This window comes from Billgrantia sp. NRB1, assembly GCF_056921725.1.
Genome location: NZ_CM167783.1, coordinates 116,007 through 131,603, shown reverse-complemented (window position 1 = coordinate 131,603; position 15,597 = coordinate 116,007). Strand labels below are relative to the sequence as shown.

Genomic DNA, 15,597 nt, shown 5'->3' with positions numbered 1-15,597 from the left:
TGACGCCATCATGCGCGCTGTGCTTCCCGCTCTGCTCGCTCCCCTGCTGCTGCTGATCCTCGCCACGGGCGCCCTTGCCGAGGCGTCGACGCCACAGCGCGACGCGGAACCGCAGCCAACCGACGAAGCGGCAGCCCTCGGTTACGTCGGCGACCCCGAGCGCGGCGCCGAAATGGCCAAGCTGTGCACCAGCTGTCACGGCTACCAGGGGCGCAGCGTGACCTCGCGCTATCCCAGCATCGCCGGGATGGATGAAACCCGCTTCATCGAAGGCATGAAGGCGCTGCGCGCCGGCGAAAGAGGCCACCGAATGGCCAGCATGACCCGTGGCCTGAGCGACCAGGACATCGCCGACCTCGCCGCCCACTACAGCCGCCTGGAGGCGCCCGAGAGGCCGTGATGGCTCGGCGCCCGGGGCCGTGAATGCTACCATCGCCCTCCTGACCTTCAGGATGACCGGGCCATGATCCAGACCCTTGCCGCCACTGCACGCCTCGCCGCGCTGGCTGCCGGCCTGAGCGCCGCGCCGCTGGCCGGAGCCACCACCTTCAACACCAGCGATCTCGAAACGCACGGCCGCTGGCACTCCGTGACCCTGACGCTGGGCGAGGAGCGCCACTTCCGCGCCCTTGAGCAGTACAGCTACAGCGACACCCTGCTTAGCCTCAACTTCACCCCCCGGGTCTGCGACCTGCCGTGGCTGGAGGTTCGCGTCGAGCTCGACGAGCATCAGGCCAAGAGTCGGGTGGCCAACCTGGTCCCGGCCGACCTGCGGGTCGATCACGACACCCTCCATAACGGCATGGCGGAGTTCATCACCCAGCGCGGTGACAGCGGCTTCTATGTGAACTTCTACCTGAACGAGCAGGAGCTATTGATCGAGGAGATGCGCCGCGGCGACACCCTGCGACTGCGCCTGACCCGTGCCGAGGAGGACTACTGGTTCCTGAGCTTCGCGCTCGACGGTGCCGATGCCGCCATCGCCCGGGCCGAGCGGCAATGCGAGGCGGCCGGCTGATGGCGACGCTGCTGTTTCGGCTATCGCATGTCTCCGAAGAGGAGGCCTGGGAGGTGCGCCGGCTGCTCGACGAGCACGGCTTCGACACCTACGAGACCCATGCCGGCTTCTGGAGGCTGGGGGTCGACGCCATCTGGCTGCGCGACGACACGCAGCTGGAGGCGGCGCGGGAGGCGCTAGACCGCTACCAGGCCGAGCGCCAGGCGCGGGAGCAACAGGCGCATGCCGACCGTGTCGAGCGAGGCGTGGCGCCCACCCAGTGGCAGCGCCTGTGCCAGCATCCCGTGCGGGTGGTGCTGGCCATCCTGGCGGTGCTGGCCATCCTGGCCCTGACCCTGGCGCCCTTCCTGGGGCTGATCGAGGCCTTCGGCGGCGCCTGACCCGCCGAAAGCCGAATGGCGATTCACCACCGCCGTCATGGGCTCAGAAGCGGGTGGTGAGATTGGCCCACAGGGTGCGGCCAGGCTCGTTCACCCGTGCATCCGAGGCGCCCAGGTCAGCGCTGCCGCGCTGAATATGCTCGGCATAGGTGCGGTCGAAGAGGTTATCCACACCCAGCGTCAGCCTGGTGTTGTGGAAAAGCTCGCGGCCGGCATAGGCCGACACCGTGGCAAATCCCGGGGTCTCGTCGGTATCCAGGCTGTAGATGGTGCCCTGCCCCTCGGCGATACGATCCTGGCGCATCACGCCACGCCACAGCACGCCGCCGAAATAGGCATTTTGCGCATAGTCCAGCCCCAGGGTGGCCTCCAGCGGCGGGGTCTGGGCAAGCGGTAGATCGTCGGTGTCGTTGTCGCTGCGCACCCAGGCCAGGGAGGCGCTCAGGCTCCAGCTGTCAGTGAGGTTCACCGCCATGTCGGCCTCGGCGCCATAGGTCGTGGCATCGATGTTGCGCGCCCGCGGACCGCTTCCAGACTCGTCCACCAGGATGTAGTCGTCATACCAGCCGTAGAAGAGCGACAGATTGGCGCTCAGGCGCTCTCCTCGCCAGCTCGCACCGCTGTCGAGCTGTGTCAGCGACTCGGTGCCGAGATCGAAGACCCGGTTGCGCTCCCAGAAGTCGCCGGCCCGCTCGGCGCGCCCCAGCCCGGCGAACAGACTCAGCGGCTGCTCGTCCAGCGCATACTCATAGCGAGCGAAGCCGCTCCACAGGGTCGAGCGCTCGGTCTCGCCCCGCTCGGCGCCGCCGAAGCCTGCCGGATTGAGCGCCTCGGCCTCGGTGCGGTCGACGCGCAGGCCAAGGGTCAACCAGCTGCGCGCGCCCAGCTCATGCTCGATCTCGGCGAAGGCCCCCAGATCGGTGAATTCGGCACGCCCGCTGCGCGGCTGCTCGCGCCAGCTCGTGGTGCCCCGCCAGCGGTGGCGATTCTCGGTATAGTCGAGGCCAGTCGACAGGAAGGTCGCCTCGCCGAGCAGAAGTTCCGCGGCCAGCCGGGCGCCCTGGGTACGCCGGTCGGGATTGCTGGCCATGGCCATCATCGGCGCCTCACGCAGGCGGAAGTTGTCCATGACATGATCGACGTAGTTGTAATAGGCCGTTGCCTCGACCTCGGTCAGCCAGGGTGCCAGGTTCTGACGCGTCACGCTCAGAGTATAGCCGGTACGAGCGAACTCGGTGCCGTCCATGCCGCGATCGTCATAGGCGGCTTCGGCATCGCTGCGGTCGTAGGCAAGCTCGATGCGGGTGTCGGAATCCGGCGTCCAGCCGACAATGGCGGTACCGCTCCAGCGATGGTACTGCGAATGGACCTCGTTGCCGTCACCGTCCTGATAGTCATCTTGATCGGAAAGCGTACCAATCAGGCGCACATAGCCATCCTGATTCCCGGCAGTCATATCGCCCACCAGATCGAAGCGGTCGTGGCTACCCAGGGTGGTGCTGGCGAAACCCTCCACGGTAGACTCGGTCAGCACCGGCTTGTCGCGTTCGAAGCGCACCACCCCGGCCGGGGCCACGCCGTAGCGCACGCTCTGAGGCCCTTTGATGATCTCGACGCGATCATAGGCCTGGGGAAAGATATAGGCGGTCGGCGGGTCCATGCGTCCGCCGCATCCCCCCAGGATGCTCGTTCCACCGGCCTGGATGGCCAGCCGTGAGCCGCCCAGTCCGCGCAGTTCGGGATCGCCGCTGGTGCCCCCTTTACGGCTGACGGCAAAGCCGGGGATTGACTTGAGGAAGGCGCCGCCGTCTTGAGCCGGCAGCGGAAGACGCGGCTGGCGCGCATCGGTGGAGACCGTGTAGGGATCGGCCATGGCCGGCGCGGTGATGACCAGGGTCGACATGGCCGGCGAGGCAAGCGGCGCCTGATCCGCCGCCATGGCGACCTGCCAGGTGAACAGGGAAACGGCGACCGCCAGAGGCTGGCGAAACGATAGGGAGTGATGCAGCATATTGGGCTCTCGAATCAAGTAATGGCCGCCTTAATAGGCAAAACAGGTGCCAGTTATGACCCAAGCCCGCTGAAAATAGCTAACACACTGACATAAAGGAAAATTTTCCGTCAGGACAAGACGGCATGACCCGCCCGCGGATACCTCGCCCGGCGTCGAACAGGTTAAATGCCCGGATCAGCAAGGCAAATGCCACATCGCACCCACGGTGCAAGAAGCAGATAGCAGGCAAAAAAACGGCCCCGAGCGGGGCCGTGCAAGGGCTTCTTTCTAACGAAACGGTATTATTTATAAGCAGCTTTCATGCCAATGTTAGCCATTACCACCATGAATATACATCTCCTTGATTTGACAGGCCTGTTTCCGCACTTTTCCTGTCCTGGCAGGCGACAGCCGACCCGCTGCCTGAGTATGCTTGTGTCATCTGCCACGCCGGTCAAGGCAGATGACGCAGCATGGTGAGATTACACAAGCGATTGCCGCGGCACATCCGGGGAGCAAGCCGTCATGCCGGCTGAGTGGACCATCGCCTTTCTGCTGGGGCTACTCAGCAGCACCCACTGTCTGGGCATGTGCGGCGGCATTGCAGGCGCTTTGACGTTCAGCCTAGCCCCCGAGGTGCGAGCGAGACCGCGCAGGCTGATGGGTTTCAACCTGACCTACAACGCCGGACGTATCAGCAGCTATCTGCTGGCCGGCGCCCTGGTCGCCGGCAGCGCCGGGATGCTCAGCGGCGCCGTGGGCGCTACCCACCGCCCGCTGATGACGCTGCTGGGGGCCGGCTTTCTGGTCGCGGTCGGGCTCTATATCGGCGGCTGGTTTCCCCGCTTCGCGCGTATCGAGGCGGTGGGACGCCCACTGTGGCGCTACCTGGAACCTTTGGGGCGGCGGCTGCTGCCGGTCCAGCGCCACTATCAGGCCTATGGCTTCGGGCTGGTGTGGGGCTGGCTGCCCTGTGGCCTGGTCTACTCCGCGCTGGTCTACAGCCTGACCACGGAGGATGCCCTGCGCGGCGCGCTGTTCATGCTGTTCTTCGGCCTTGGCACCATGCCGATGCTGTTCACCGTCGGCGTCATGGCCAGCAGCGCGGCCGCCACGTTGCGCGCACCGGCCACGCGCAGGCTGGCCGGGCTGATCATCATCGTACTGGCCCCGGTGCCGCCGATGCTCACCCACTGGGGCGGGCCTTGAAGGGAGATCGGATGAACAGGGTTACGGTAAACCACGCCTCGCGCTTCGAGCTGATCGGCGATTCCCCCGCGCTGCAGGCGGTGGTGCGCTCTGCGCGCCTGGTGGCCGCTACCGACGCCACGGTGTTGATCCTGGGCGAGAGCGGCACCGGCAAGGAGCTGCTGGCACGCCTGGTGCACCAGAGCAGCCGCCGTGCTCAGGGCCCCTGGATTACCCTGAACTGCGCTGCACTCCCCGAGGATCTGGTCGAGTCCGAGCTGTTCGGCTACCAGCGCGGCGCCTTTACCGGGGCCCAGGCCGACACCCCCGGCCGCGTGCAGCAGGCTCACGGCGGCACCCTGTTTCTCGACGAGGTGGCCGAGCTGCCACCGGCCGCACAAGCCAAGCTGCTGCGCTTTCTGGAGTACGGAGAGTGCCAGGCGCTGGGCGCCGGGCGCGTGGAGCGGGTCGACGTCCGCATCCTGGCCGCCACCCATCAGGACCTGCGCACCCGGGTCGCAGATGGCACCTTCCGCGAGGACCTCTTCTATCGCCTGCACGTCATTCCATTGGAGCTGCCCCCGCTGCGTGAACGCGATGGCGACCTGCCGCTGCTCGCGCGGCGCTTCTGCGAGGAGCTTGCCAGCCGCCATGGCGTCGCGCCCCCCAGGCTTGCCAGCGACCTGCTGAGCCGGCTCGCCGGCCATCCATGGCCCGGCAATGTTCGCGAACTCCGCAACCTCATCGAGCGCTGCGTGGTGCTGATGCACGGACGCACCATTGGCGCCGACGACCTCCCCGACGACTGGCTGCAGGCCGCCACGCCTCGTCAGGCTAACGCCCCTTGGCAGCTGCCCGCCGGTGGGGTAAGCCTCGAGGCGCTGGAGGGGCAGCTGATCCGTCAGGCGCTGGAACAAGCCCAGGGAAACCGCTCCCGGGCGGCACGACTGCTGGGGCTGACCCGCGACACCCTGCTCTATCGGATGAAAAAGCACGCCATCGCCTGACCCGCCTACGACAAGGCGCTACCCCGAAGGGGCAGCGCCTTGTCGCGGACTCCCACTCAGGGTTGGCTCAGTGGCCGATCGCCTCGCGCAGAGAGTCCGGCAGCGTCAGCTCGGTCCCCTCGGGCAGCGGCTCGAAGCCCTGGGCGTACCAGCGCTGGCCGGCGTCGATGCGGCTGTACATCTGGAAGGCCACCTTGTCGCCGGGCTCGAGCGCCGGCACCGCCTCGCCTTCCGACAGGAAGAGGTGCATGCGCATGGCCATCATCACGTCGGGAATGGCCTCGTGGGCCAGGGTCACCCGCCCTTCGCTCGGATCATGCCCGAGGAAGATACCGCGCACCGCGAAGGGGCCCGCAGCGGCTTGCGCTTCGCCATGGGCATGGCCCTGGGCATGATCCTCCCCATGCGCCCCATGGCCGTGATGGTCCTCGCCGGCATGGACCGACAGGCTGAGCGCGGCGGCCGCCAGCAGCGCCGGCAGAGTCGCTATCTTCATGGCTCGATGTCCTCTATCGAAACAGCCGCCCCGAAGGGCGGCTGAAGGGTGAAAACGCTGTCATCACTGCCCATCAGTGAAACAGCCGAGTGTCGAGATACTCCACCGAGAGGTAGTCGTCGAAGGACCAGAGGCGCACGAAGCGACCCCGCTCGGTCATCTCTTCACCCTCGCCGCCCCACACGCTGAGGCTCTGGGGCTCCTCGGGCATGCCGTCCTTGAGCTGCTCGAACCACCATTCGGCCATCTCTTCTGCCCAGGGCTGACCGTAGCGCTCCTCGAGCTGCTCCTTGACGCTGGCATAGTCCTCCACCTGAGGATGGAAGGCCACCACCAGCGCCAGCTGGTCGTTGCCGCCGGGGAAGACGTAGCGCACATCGGTATCCGGTTCGCCCTCGGCCTGCAGCTCACCGTCGATGATCACATCGCCGTCGCCGATTTCCTGCACCGAAACGTTGACGATGCTATCCGCCTCGAGGCGCTCCATCACCGCCTCGGCGGACATCCCGAAATCGGCGCTGCGATAGCCGCTGGGGCCTTCCGCCGCCACCGCGGCGCCGGCCGTGGACAGCGCCAGGGCGGTCAGCAGCCCGGTGGCCCAGGCTGCCGGTTGAGTGGTTTTCGCCATGCGAACTCCTCTGTTGCCGGTGCATCACCGCACCGCTTGCTGCGTGGATCAGGCCGCTCCGTGGCCGGCTACTCGTCGTCGCTCGCTTCGACCACACGGACCACGCCCACCATGCCGCGCTGCTCATGCGGTCGGCAGATGTACTCGTAGGTGCCGGGTTCGTCGAAGGTGCGCTCCCAGCTCTCATCCGGGAGCATGCGCAGCGGCGAGCCGATGTCCTCGTCCGGGAAATACACGTCGTGGAAGGAGCGACTCGTGACGTTCACCCAGCGCACCGTCGTACCGGGGGGTATCTCCAGTTCCGCTGGGAGAAACTCCATGTTCACCATGTCCACCACGACCACATCATCGTCAACGGCGCCGTTAGCCTCTTTCTCGCTGCCGGCCTGGGCCGCCCCGCTCATCAGCAGGGTGGCCAGCAGGCTGGCGCCAAGAGTGAGAAGACATTTACGCATTGCGACTTGCTCCTCTGGTGCCGGGGCGCATCACCGGGTGATGCGCGTAGCGTTGATTTCTACCATGTCGTCCTCGAAGTCGCCCGGGATCTCGGCGTCGAAGGCCAGGCCGTACTGCCAAGAGACGTGGTGGAAGCGCGATGAGGCGTAGTCATCGTGCAGGGCGACGTTGAAGCTGTACTTCCCATCGGTGGACAGCGGCTTGTCGCCTTCTACGCCGGTGCGCAGGGCCCGAGTCAGGTAGGCGGTCCAGACACCGTCCGCTTCCTCGGCGGTCATCACCACCGCCTCGCTCTCGGAGAGGTGACGCTGCTCGAGGATGTAGCCGCTCTCGGTCAGCGCATCGCCGCTCTTGAAGCGCGCCACGTCCAGGTAGGCGCCACCGCCCAGCAGCTCGGCGATCTCCTCCTCTTCGCGGAGCTTGTCCCAGCCCCCGCGGGCGGCACCGCCACGACCACGGACCTCGATCTCGGTGCGGCTTTCGGTGAGGTACTTGGTGACCCCGTTCATCAAGTCGAGACGCTCGGCCAGCTCGGACTGCGCCAGGGTCTCCTCATCCGGGGCATCCGGCATGTAGGTGGAGTCATGGTGGCAGCTCGCCCAGCAGCCGCCGCGGTCGGCCATGTCGACGCGCTCGTCGGCGAAGCTCACGGTCAGCTTCATGGGATTGTCGGGATCCATGCGGCCGCCGTCGACGAAGGGCAGCGGCGCGTGCTCGCCGGCCTCCCACTGGAAGCGCATGAACAGGTAGTCGTCGTCGAAGGAGGCCTGCACGGTCATCGGAACGTGGCCGCGCTTGTCGCCCAGATCGAAGGTCTCGAACTTCTCGGCATCGACCGCCATCTGACCGATCTGCTCCTCTTCGCCAGCATGACACCAGATGCAGCGATCGCCGAAGCTGAAGGCACGGCCGCCGCCATGCTCGCTGCCGTCCTGGATCCACTCGATGGAGGCCTGGCCAGGCAGGAACAGGGTCACGTCCAGCGCCGGAACGTCGTCCCAGTCCAGGGTCGAGGCGATATCGCCCTCGGCCACCACGGCCTCACCCAGATCTTCGGCTTCCAGCGGCATTTCTGGCTCACCGCGGTCGAGGTCGGCATCGGTATCATGCGCAAAGCGTGCGGCCCACACCTCGGACTCGTCCCAGTCTTCCGGCAGCTCGTGGGCGATGCCCTGGTGGCACTCGATGCAAGTTTGGCCCTGCTCGAAGGCGCGGGCGTGCTCACGGGCCGCACGGGGGGCCTGCTCTTCGAGATCCATGGCCGACCAGTCATGGCAGTTGCGACACTCACGCGAGTCGGTGCGCAGCATCGAGCGCCAGACGTTCTCGGCCAGGTGCAGCCGCTTGTCCTCGAACTTCTCCTTGGTGTTGATGGTCCCCAACATCCAGTGCCACACCTCGCGGCTGGCCTCGATCTTACGGATCATCTTGGGCCCCCAATCATCCGGCACGTGGCAGTCGGAGCAGGTGGCTCCCACCCCGGTGGCGTTCTGGTAGTGCGGCCGGTCGAGATACTCCTCGTGCACCCAGGTCATCTCGTGGCAGGCCGTGCTGCAGAACTTCATGCTGTTGGTGGCCTCCATCACCGTGTTGAAGCCCCCCCAGAACAGGATGCCGGCCACGAAAAAGACCGCGGCGGCCCCCAGCGAGGCCCCCATGATCGTCAACTTGCGCCAATTGCGTAGACGCTCCCCCATGATCACTCTCCCGAATTTGTCATGACACCCGTTATTGCCTTCATCAGCCTGACCTGCGCCTTGTTATGGTTATGGTGCCGGCCCCTTCTTCAGCGGCTCCGTGGCCCTGCCTGGCACGAAACGGCTGAAGAAAGGGCCGGGGCGCCCTGGGGGCGCCCCGGCGGTCGGCTTAGCTGCGCAGGTACTTAGCCTTGCGGTTGTAGACGTTGAACTTGCCGGTCGGCGTGTTCAGGTTCTCGACTCGACCGATCTCTTCCATGGTCTTGTCGTCGTAGATGATGATGGCACCATCGTCCTGGTGGCCGCGGCCGCGGGCCCAGATGGAGACCCATACCTCGGTACCGGACTGGTCGTACTCCATGTGAAGCGCCACGGCGTCATGCTCCGGGGGACGATCCGCCACATGGATCGGGGTCAGCTCGCGGGTCTCCTTGTTCATGACCTGGACCCACTGATTGGCGAAGGCCTCCGGGTGCATGGACTGGTCGATCCAGACGTGCGGGGAGTCCGGATGGCTACGCAGGAAGAGCCCCGGGCCGTCGGTCTCGACGGTGCCGCAGATCTCCCAGGCGTGGTCCGGATGGTTCTCCGGGTCGGTACCCCAGAAGGTCACCAGCCCCTGGCCCAGGTGGGTGGTGCCGGCCACCGGACCACACTCCGGGTCGATCCAGTTGGCGCCCGGCCCCGGGTGGGGGATCTCACCGGTATTGAGCAGGCTGACCAGCTTGCGCTCCACGGTGTCGATGAAGGCCATCTTGTTGCTGAAGTTGGCCGCGATCATGAAGTAGCGGCCGGTCGAATCGAAGAAGCCGTCGTGCAGGTACTCGGCCGAGGCGATGTGATCGATGCGCAGGTTGTCGAGGTCGGTGTAATCGACCTGCCAGACCTGCCCGGTCTCCTTGACGTTGACCAGGAAGGAGGGCGCATGGGGCGTGTCGTAGAGCGCCGCCACGCGGGCCTCGTGGACGTAATTGCCCTCGGTGTCATAGCCGCGGGTCGAGACGACCTTGAGCGGCTCCATGGTCTCGGCGTCGGCGATCACGAAGTGCGGGGGCCAGTAGCCGCCGCCGATGACGTACTTGTCCTTCCACTCGCCGTACTTGGAGACCGCTACGTCGCGGGCGTCGATGCCGATGAACACCTCAGCGGTCACCTGGGGCGGGTCCATCCACAGGTCGATCTTAGAGAGGCGACCGTCGCGGCCCTGGACGTACCAGAAGCGGCCGTCGGAGCTCGACTTGGCCACGTGCACGGCATAGCCGGTCTCGGCCTCGGTGACCAGTTCCTTGGTGTCGCCGTCGATGATACCCATGGCGCCACGGTCACGCAGGATGGTGACCATGAAGTTTTCCCAGTTACGATCGTGCTGGGGCTCATCCGGCCACTGATCCTGGGGCACTACGATTTCCCAGGTGTCGCGGATATCGGCCAGGGACATCTCCGGCGGCTCTTCCGGGGTCTGCTGGATGTACTTCGTGATCAGAGTGATCTCTTCTTCGTCCAGGATGCCGTCGAAGTTGTTCATCCCGCCTTCGGTGCCCAGCGTGATGATGCTCTCCAGCCGGCGCTGACCCATCTCGATGGTGTCTTCGGGCAGCAGGCCCGGGCCGGTGGCGCCCTTACGCAGGGTGCCGTGGCAGCCGGCGCAGCGCTGGAAGTAGATGTCGCTGGCGCGGTCCATCTCTTCCGCGGTCATTTCTGGCGCCGCGGCCTGGGCGGTGCCCATCATGGCGGCCAGCGGGAAGCTGAGGGCGAAAATCCCCTTGCTCAATGCTCTCTTGTGCATAACGTGCCTCGCTTGGTTTCCCCTTGGGGTAGTGCCTGGCGGGTGTCCGGCAGGGCCGATACCGTCAGCTATCGGCCACTACCATCAGCCACCCTCCACCTAGGCTTAGTAGTAGCAGTTTTCGCCCCCTGCTCACTTGACCACTGTCAATTGATGCATACTGGAGTTGACTTATGTCAGAGGTAGGGTCGAGAAATCGCTCCGAGGGGTTGTTTCGGCCCCCTCACAGCCGTTGGCGAAGCGCAGCAGGGCGTCGACATCGGCCACTTCCACGCAGTTGCGCTCACAGTGCACGCCGACCTCGCGCAGCCGCGCCATGGCCCGCGAAAAGCTCTCCGGCTTCATGCCCAACCGCCCAGCAATCAACAACTTGTCGCAGGGCAGGCAGACAGTGGCGCGTTGGGCATCGCGCGGGCATAGCGAGACGATAAAGGCGGCCAGGCGCTGGTAGGTGGGCTGGTTGGTCAGCTGGTCGAGCTGGCGCACCAGGTAGCGCAGCATGGCCGAGAGGTTGGCCAGCAGATTGAGCGCCAGCTCGTGGTTCTGTTCGAGGGTCGAGAGGAAGTGATCGGCGGTGAAGATCAGCAGCCGGGCATCCTCGGCCACCGCGGCATGCACCGGGAAACCGAGTCGGTCGAACATGGCCGCCTCGGCAAAGGACTCCCCCCGGGTGAAGAGCCCTACCATGCACTCGTTGCCATCGGGGCTCTCGCGGAACAGCTTGACCCAGCCGTCCAGCACCACATAGAAGCGATCCGCCGGCTCTCCCTCGCTGAACAGCAGGGTCCCGCGCCGATAGCTGCGCTCCAGGGCGCCGCCGGTCAGCAGCGCCAGGGTGTCATCCTCCAGCCCGGTGAACAGGGGGACCTGCCGGACAGCCTGCAGGGCGTCACGGCTCAGCGGCGTCTTCATGAGCACCTCCTCGACTATGCATTCAGGATCCACCCTGTTCGGCCGCCTGGGCGACCTGGGCCAGGTTGCCGCGGATGATCTCGGCCTCGGCGGAGTCCTCATCCAGGGTGTTCAGCAGCCGCTCCCAGTAGCGCCGGGCCACGTCCAGCTCATTGGCATCGAAGGCCTGGGTGCCGGCCATCCACAGCCCCTGGGCGTGGTCGGGGTCCAGCACCAGCGCCTGCTCGATCAGCGCCATGGGCTCACCGGCGAGGCTGCCCTGACGCTCGGCCAGCACATCGGCGTAGCGGGTGAGCAGGTCGGGGTCGCGCTCGCCGCCGTGGCGCATGGCCTCGCGGAAGGCGCGCTCGGCCCCCTCCAGGTCGTCGAGAAAGACCAGGGTCCGGCCCAGCAGCACCCAGCTCTCCAGGTCGTCCGGCTCCTGGGCCAGCCGCCCCTGCAGCTGCTGGGCGAGTCGTTCGAACTCTCGCTGCAGCTGCTCATCGCTGGGCGGCGCCTCCTGGGAGGCCGCCGGCATGGTCCCCGGCGGCGGCTGAGTGGCAAAGACCTCCTCGGCATGGCCCACGCTGAGATAGATACCCACCGCCAGGAAGGGCACCGCGGCAACGCTGGCCAAGGCCGCCACCCGGGGCAGGCGCCCGACGCCTGGCGGCGCCTCATGGCGTGGCGCTTCCGGGTCGATGACACCGGTGTCGAGCAGCTCGCGCTCCAGGTCGGCCAGGGCGATGTCGTACTGCGCCTGGGTCAGGGTGCCCGTCGCCAGGTCCTGGTCCAGCTCGCGCACCCGGTCGCGATGTATCGCCAGGTTGACCGCACGCTGTGACTCGATGTCTCCCCGAGGCGGCTCACGCAGCAGCGGGATCACCACGAAGGCCAGCGCCAGCAGACACAGAGCCAAGGCAAACAAGAGAAAGAGACCGTTCATCCATCACCTCCGGGGATCACTCGCCGCGATCCAGTCGCTTGAGCGCGGCGCGCTCCTGCTCGGTAAACTCGGGGCGCACCGCCATCTGCCGGCGCCCGCGTATGATCTGCCACCAGGCGCCGAGACCAATCAGGGCCAGCAGAAAGGGGCTAGCCCACAGCAGGGCGGTATTGGCCTGCAGTGGCGGCCGGTAGCGCACGTAGTCCCCGTAGCGGGCCACCATGAAGTCGACGATGGCGTCGCCGTCATGGCCGTCCAGGGTCATCTGGTAGACCCGCCGACGCATGTCGGCGGCGAGCTCGGCGTTGGACTCATGGATGGTTTCGCTCTGGCACACCGTGCAGCGCAGCTCGCGCACCAGGGTCTCGTACTGGCGCTGCTGGGCCTCGGTCTCGAAGGCGATGGGCTCGCCGATGGCCAGCGCCATGGCCAGGCCGGCCGGCAGCAGCCAAGCGACCAGGGCGACCAGCCCCAGCGGTAGGCCGCGAGCCGGATGGGAGAATCGATGCGTCATGACTGGGCGGCCTCCTGCTCGGCGCGAAGTTTCTCGACCAGCGGCAACACCTCGTCGAGCAGCAGCTGGCGATTCAACGGGCCGATGCGCTTGTAGCGGATGATGCCTCGGTGATCGAGCACGTAGGTCTCGGGCGTGGCGTAGACGCCCCAGTCCATGCCGGCGTCCCCCTTAGGGTCGTAGGCGATGACCTGGTAGGGACTGCCGCTGACGTCCAGGTAGCGCACCGCCGCCTCGCGCTCATCGCGGTAGTTGAAGGCGTGAATCGGGATGCCGCCCCGGGCCAGCTCCATCAGCAGGGGCTTTTCCTGACGACAGGTGCTGCACCAGGTGGCCCAGACATTGACCAGCGCCACCTCGCCGACGAAATCCTGCTCGGTGAGGGTGCGCCCGGCATCCTCCAGCGCTTCCAGCTCGAAGGCCGGGGCCGGCTGGCCCACCAGCGGCGAGGGTAGGTCGCGGGAGTTCATGCCCAGGCCGATGAACAGCAGCCCCAGCAGGGCAGACACCGCCACCAGCGGAATCAGCAGACGTAGGTTCATCAGGGGGTCACCTCCCGAGCGGCCACGGCGCTGGGGCGCTCTGCCTCACGCCGGGCACCGGCGCGGTGGCGCGCCAGCCGGTAGCGCTTGTCGCTGGCCGCCAGCAGCCCCCCCAGGGAGAGCAGGATGGCACCGGTCCACATCCAGAACATGTAGGGCTTGTAGTAGAGCCGGAAGCTCCAGGCGTCACCCACCAGGCGCTCGCCCAGCGAGACGTAGACGTCGCGGGTCGGCGCCCGGTGCAGTGAGGCCTGGTGCATGGGGTTGTTGGGCTGGGTGTCGTAGTAGCGACGCTGGGGCAGCAAGGTGGCCACCGGCTTGCCGTTGCGCGACACCTCGACCACCGCCTGGTCGGCGTCCCAGTTGGGGCCGCGCACCGCCTCCATGCGCTGGAGGGTGAAGTCGTAGCCGGCCGCCGAGGCGCGCTCGCCCGGCTCCATGCGCACGTCACGCTCCACCTCATAGGTATTCACCATGGCGATGGCGACCACGATCAGCGCCAGCCCCACGTGGGCCAGGTGCATACCGAGAAAGCTCGGGCGCATGACCTTCTTGAGCCGGGCGGCCAGGGGCTGGCGGGCGCTGCCCATGCGCTTGTGGATATCCAGCAGGGCGGTGAGGATGATCCAGGTCGCCAGCATCAGCGACAGCGCGGTAAGCGGGCGCCAGGCGCCCACGGTGAGCGGCCATAGCCCGCCGGCGATTACGCTGACCGCCAGCACCCAGCGCAGCTGGCGAAAGGTCTGCCCGGGGTCGGCCTGCTTCCACATGACCGAAGGCCCGAGGCCGACCAGCAGCAGCAGCGGCAGCATCAGCGGGGCGAACACCGCGTCGAAGTAGGGAGGGCCCACGGAGATCTTGCCGAGACCGAAGGCGTCCAGGGCCAGCGGGTAGAGGGTGCCGATGAATACCGCCGTGCAGGCCACCGCCAGCAGCACGTTGTTGGCCAGCAGCAGCGACTCCCGGGAGTACCAGTGGAAGGCGCCGCCAAGGCCCACCTTGGGCGCCCGCCAGGCGTAGACGGTCAAGGAGCCGAGCAGGGTCAGCGCCAGCATGCCGAGAATGAAGACCCCGCGCTCCGGGTCGGTGGCGAAGGCGTGCACCGAGGTGATCACCCCCGAGCGCACGATAAAGGCCGCCAGCACGACCAGCGCGAAGGTGATGATCGCCAGCATCAGGGACCACACCTTGAAGCCGCCGCGCTTCTCGGAGACCGCCAGGGAGTGGATCAGGGCGGTGGCGGTCAGCCAGGGCAGGAAGGAAGCGTTCTCCACCGGGTCCCAGAACCACCAGCCGCCCCAGCCCAGCTCGTAGTAGGCCCACCAGCTGCCGACGGCGATGCCCATGGTGAGAAACACCCAGGCCACGGTGGTCCAGGGACGCGACCAGCGCGCCCAGGCGGCGTCCAGGCGGCCCCCGAGCAGGGCGGCAATGGCGAAGGCGAAGACCACGGCAGTGCCCACGTAGCCCATGTAGAGCAGCGGCGGGTGCAGGATCATCCCCGGGTCCTGCAGCAGCGGATTCATGCCGCGGCCATCGACAGGCCCGGGCACGACGCGATCGAAGGGGTTGGAGGTGAAGAGGGTGAAGGCGATGAAGCCCACCGAGACCATGCCCAGCACGCCCAGCACCCTTGCCAGCATCTCGCGGGGCAGTGACTTGCTGAAGATTGCCGCCGCGACGCCCCAAGCGCCCAGCAACCAGACCCACAGCAGCAGCGAGCCCTCGTGCCCCCCCCAGACGGCGGTGATCTTGTACATCAGCGGCTGGGTCAGGCTCGAGTGGCTGGCCACGTAGCGCACCGAGAAGTCGCTGACCACGAAGGCCCAGGTCAACACCGCGTAGGAGAGCGTCAGAAAGACGAACTGTCCCGCGGCGAGAAAGCGCCCCGTGCGCATCAGTCGCGCATCCCCTCGCTGGGCGCCCAGCAGCGGCAGTACGCTCTGGACCAGGGCCAGGCATAGCGCCAGAATGAGTGCAAAGTTTCCGAGTTCCGCCACCATGGATTGGCTACCTCCTGCCTGAATCGACCGAGACAGGAGCACCGCACGGCCG

Annotated in this window: 16 protein-coding genes; 5 read left to right on the top strand and 11 right to left on the bottom strand. The window is 66.8% G+C overall.

The window, feature by feature from the left end; genetic code table 11:
- The first annotated feature begins 10 nt into the window (after positions 1 to 10).
- The 3 genes from ACZIYR_RS00575 (at position 11) to ACZIYR_RS00565 (ending at position 1,398) form a co-directional block, all read left to right on the top strand.
- The gene (locus ACZIYR_RS00575) at positions 11 to 400 is read left to right on the top strand and encodes a c-type cytochrome (protein WP_483527858.1); all 390 of its coding nucleotides are present in this window, start codon (positions 11 to 13) and stop codon (positions 398 to 400) included.
- 63 nt (positions 401 to 463) lie between these two features.
- Positions 464 to 1,018: a hypothetical protein gene (locus ACZIYR_RS00570; protein ID WP_483527857.1), complete on the top strand. Its 555-nt coding sequence runs from the start codon at positions 464 to 466 to the stop codon at positions 1,016 to 1,018.
- Complete coding sequence (locus ACZIYR_RS00565) at positions 1,018 to 1,398, top strand: DUF6164 family protein (protein WP_473031966.1); 381 nt, start codon at positions 1,018 to 1,020, stop codon at positions 1,396 to 1,398. The genes ACZIYR_RS00570 and ACZIYR_RS00565 overlap by 1 nt, the downstream gene beginning before the upstream one ends.
- A gap of 43 nt (positions 1,399 to 1,441) precedes the next feature.
- On the opposite strand, the gene ACZIYR_RS00560 is transcribed toward ACZIYR_RS00565, so the two are convergent.
- Positions 1,442 to 3,409 carry a TonB-dependent copper receptor gene (locus tag ACZIYR_RS00560; protein ID WP_483527856.1) on the bottom strand — a complete coding sequence of 656 codons (1,968 nt, stop codon included), beginning with the start codon at positions 3,407 to 3,409 and terminating at the stop codon, positions 1,442 to 1,444.
- Positions 3,410 to 3,916: 507 nt separating this feature from the next.
- On the opposite strand from ACZIYR_RS00560, the gene ACZIYR_RS00555 reads away from it, so the two are divergent.
- A complete protein-coding gene (locus ACZIYR_RS00555; protein WP_483527855.1) occupies positions 3,917 to 4,600 on the top strand; it encodes a sulfite exporter TauE/SafE family protein in 684 nt (227 codons plus the stop codon).
- Between the two features lie 11 nt (positions 4,601 to 4,611).
- Entirely contained in the window at positions 4,612 to 5,586 is a 975-nt protein-coding gene (locus ACZIYR_RS00550) for a sigma-54 interaction domain-containing protein (RefSeq protein WP_483527854.1), read from the top strand.
- 67 nt (positions 5,587 to 5,653) lie between these two features.
- Here the strand turns inward: ACZIYR_RS00550 and ACZIYR_RS00545 are convergent, their stop codons facing one another.
- The 10 genes from ACZIYR_RS00545 to ACZIYR_RS00500 form a co-directional block, all read right to left on the bottom strand.
- A complete protein-coding gene (locus tag ACZIYR_RS00545; RefSeq protein ID WP_483527853.1) occupies positions 5,654 to 6,082 on the bottom strand; it encodes a copper-binding protein in 429 nt (142 codons plus the stop codon).
- A gap of 73 nt (positions 6,083 to 6,155) precedes the next feature.
- Positions 6,156 to 6,710 (bottom strand): hypothetical protein, encoded by a 555-nt coding sequence (locus ACZIYR_RS00540; RefSeq protein ID WP_483527852.1) that lies wholly within the window; start codon positions 6,708 to 6,710, stop codon positions 6,156 to 6,158.
- Positions 6,711 to 6,778: 68 nt separating this feature from the next.
- Positions 6,779 to 7,165 carry a cupredoxin domain-containing protein gene (locus ACZIYR_RS00535; RefSeq protein ID WP_483527851.1) on the bottom strand — a complete coding sequence of 129 codons (387 nt, stop codon included), beginning with the start codon at positions 7,163 to 7,165 and terminating at the stop codon, positions 6,779 to 6,781.
- 30 nt (positions 7,166 to 7,195) lie between these two features.
- Entirely contained in the window at positions 7,196 to 8,863 is a 1,668-nt protein-coding gene (locus ACZIYR_RS00530; protein WP_483527850.1) for a NapC/NirT family cytochrome c, read from the bottom strand.
- Positions 8,864 to 9,032: 169 nt separating this feature from the next.
- Entirely contained in the window at positions 9,033 to 10,649 is a 1,617-nt protein-coding gene (locus ACZIYR_RS00525) for a cytochrome D1 domain-containing protein (RefSeq protein ID WP_483527849.1), read from the bottom strand.
- Between the two features lie 171 nt (positions 10,650 to 10,820).
- On the bottom strand, positions 10,821 to 11,561 hold the full coding sequence (locus ACZIYR_RS00520; protein WP_473031957.1) for a Crp/Fnr family transcriptional regulator: 741 nt from the start codon (positions 11,559 to 11,561) through the stop codon (positions 10,821 to 10,823).
- 22 nt (positions 11,562 to 11,583) lie between these two features.
- A complete protein-coding gene (gene ccmI, locus ACZIYR_RS00515) occupies positions 11,584 to 12,486 on the bottom strand; it encodes a c-type cytochrome biogenesis protein CcmI (protein WP_483527848.1) in 903 nt (300 codons plus the stop codon).
- A gap of 16 nt (positions 12,487 to 12,502) precedes the next feature.
- The gene (locus tag ACZIYR_RS00510) at positions 12,503 to 13,000 is read right to left on the bottom strand and encodes a cytochrome c-type biogenesis protein (protein WP_483527847.1); all 498 of its coding nucleotides are present in this window, start codon (positions 12,998 to 13,000) and stop codon (positions 12,503 to 12,505) included.
- Positions 12,997 to 13,542 (bottom strand): DsbE family thiol:disulfide interchange protein, encoded by a 546-nt coding sequence (locus tag ACZIYR_RS00505; RefSeq protein WP_483527846.1) that lies wholly within the window; start codon positions 13,540 to 13,542, stop codon positions 12,997 to 12,999. The genes ACZIYR_RS00510 and ACZIYR_RS00505 overlap by 4 nt, the downstream gene beginning before the upstream one ends.
- Positions 13,542 to 15,545 (bottom strand): heme lyase CcmF/NrfE family subunit, encoded by a 2,004-nt coding sequence (locus ACZIYR_RS00500; RefSeq protein ID WP_483527845.1) that lies wholly within the window; start codon positions 15,543 to 15,545, stop codon positions 13,542 to 13,544. Before ACZIYR_RS00500 ends, ACZIYR_RS00505 begins: the two co-directional genes overlap by 1 nt.
- Between the last annotated feature and the right edge of the window lie 52 nt (positions 15,546 to 15,597).

Bases quoted from the DNA above. Each gene is read 5' to 3' on its own strand.
- ACZIYR_RS00575 (WP_483527858.1), top strand. From the start codon at position 11: ATGCGCGCTGTGCTTCCCGCTCTGCTCGCTCCCCTGCTGCTGCTGATC.
- ACZIYR_RS00505 (WP_483527846.1), bottom strand. From the start codon at position 13,542: ATGAACCTACGTCTGCTGATTCCGCTGGTGGCGGTGTCTGCCCTGCTG.
- ccmI (WP_483527848.1), bottom strand. From the start codon at position 12,486: ATGAACGGTCTCTTTCTCTTGTTTGCCTTGGCTCTGTGTCTGCTGGCG.
- ACZIYR_RS00530 (WP_483527850.1), bottom strand. From the start codon at position 8,863: ATGGGGGAGCGTCTACGCAATTGGCGCAAGTTGACGATCATGGGGGCC.
- ACZIYR_RS00535 (WP_483527851.1), bottom strand. From the start codon at position 7,165: ATGCGTAAATGTCTTCTCACTCTTGGCGCCAGCCTGCTGGCCACCCTG.
- ACZIYR_RS00525 (WP_483527849.1), bottom strand. From the start codon at position 10,649: ATGCACAAGAGAGCATTGAGCAAGGGGATTTTCGCCCTCAGCTTCCCG.
- ACZIYR_RS00540 (WP_483527852.1), bottom strand. From the start codon at position 6,710: ATGGCGAAAACCACTCAACCGGCAGCCTGGGCCACCGGGCTGCTGACC.
- ACZIYR_RS00560 (WP_483527856.1), bottom strand. From the start codon at position 3,409: ATGCTGCATCACTCCCTATCGTTTCGCCAGCCTCTGGCGGTCGCCGTT.
- ACZIYR_RS00550 (WP_483527854.1), top strand. From the start codon at position 4,612: ATGAACAGGGTTACGGTAAACCACGCCTCGCGCTTCGAGCTGATCGGC.
- ACZIYR_RS00510 (WP_483527847.1), bottom strand. From the start codon at position 13,000: ATGACGCATCGATTCTCCCATCCGGCTCGCGGCCTACCGCTGGGGCTG.
- ACZIYR_RS00520 (WP_473031957.1), bottom strand. From the start codon at position 11,561: ATGAAGACGCCGCTGAGCCGTGACGCCCTGCAGGCTGTCCGGCAGGTC.
- ACZIYR_RS00545 (WP_483527853.1), bottom strand. From the start codon at position 6,082: ATGAAGATAGCGACTCTGCCGGCGCTGCTGGCGGCCGCCGCGCTCAGC.
- ACZIYR_RS00555 (WP_483527855.1), top strand. From the start codon at position 3,917: ATGCCGGCTGAGTGGACCATCGCCTTTCTGCTGGGGCTACTCAGCAGC.
- ACZIYR_RS00570 (WP_483527857.1), top strand. From the start codon at position 464: ATGATCCAGACCCTTGCCGCCACTGCACGCCTCGCCGCGCTGGCTGCC.
- ACZIYR_RS00565 (WP_473031966.1), top strand. From the start codon at position 1,018: ATGGCGACGCTGCTGTTTCGGCTATCGCATGTCTCCGAAGAGGAGGCC.
- ACZIYR_RS00500 (WP_483527845.1), bottom strand. From the start codon at position 15,545: ATGGTGGCGGAACTCGGAAACTTTGCACTCATTCTGGCGCTATGCCTG.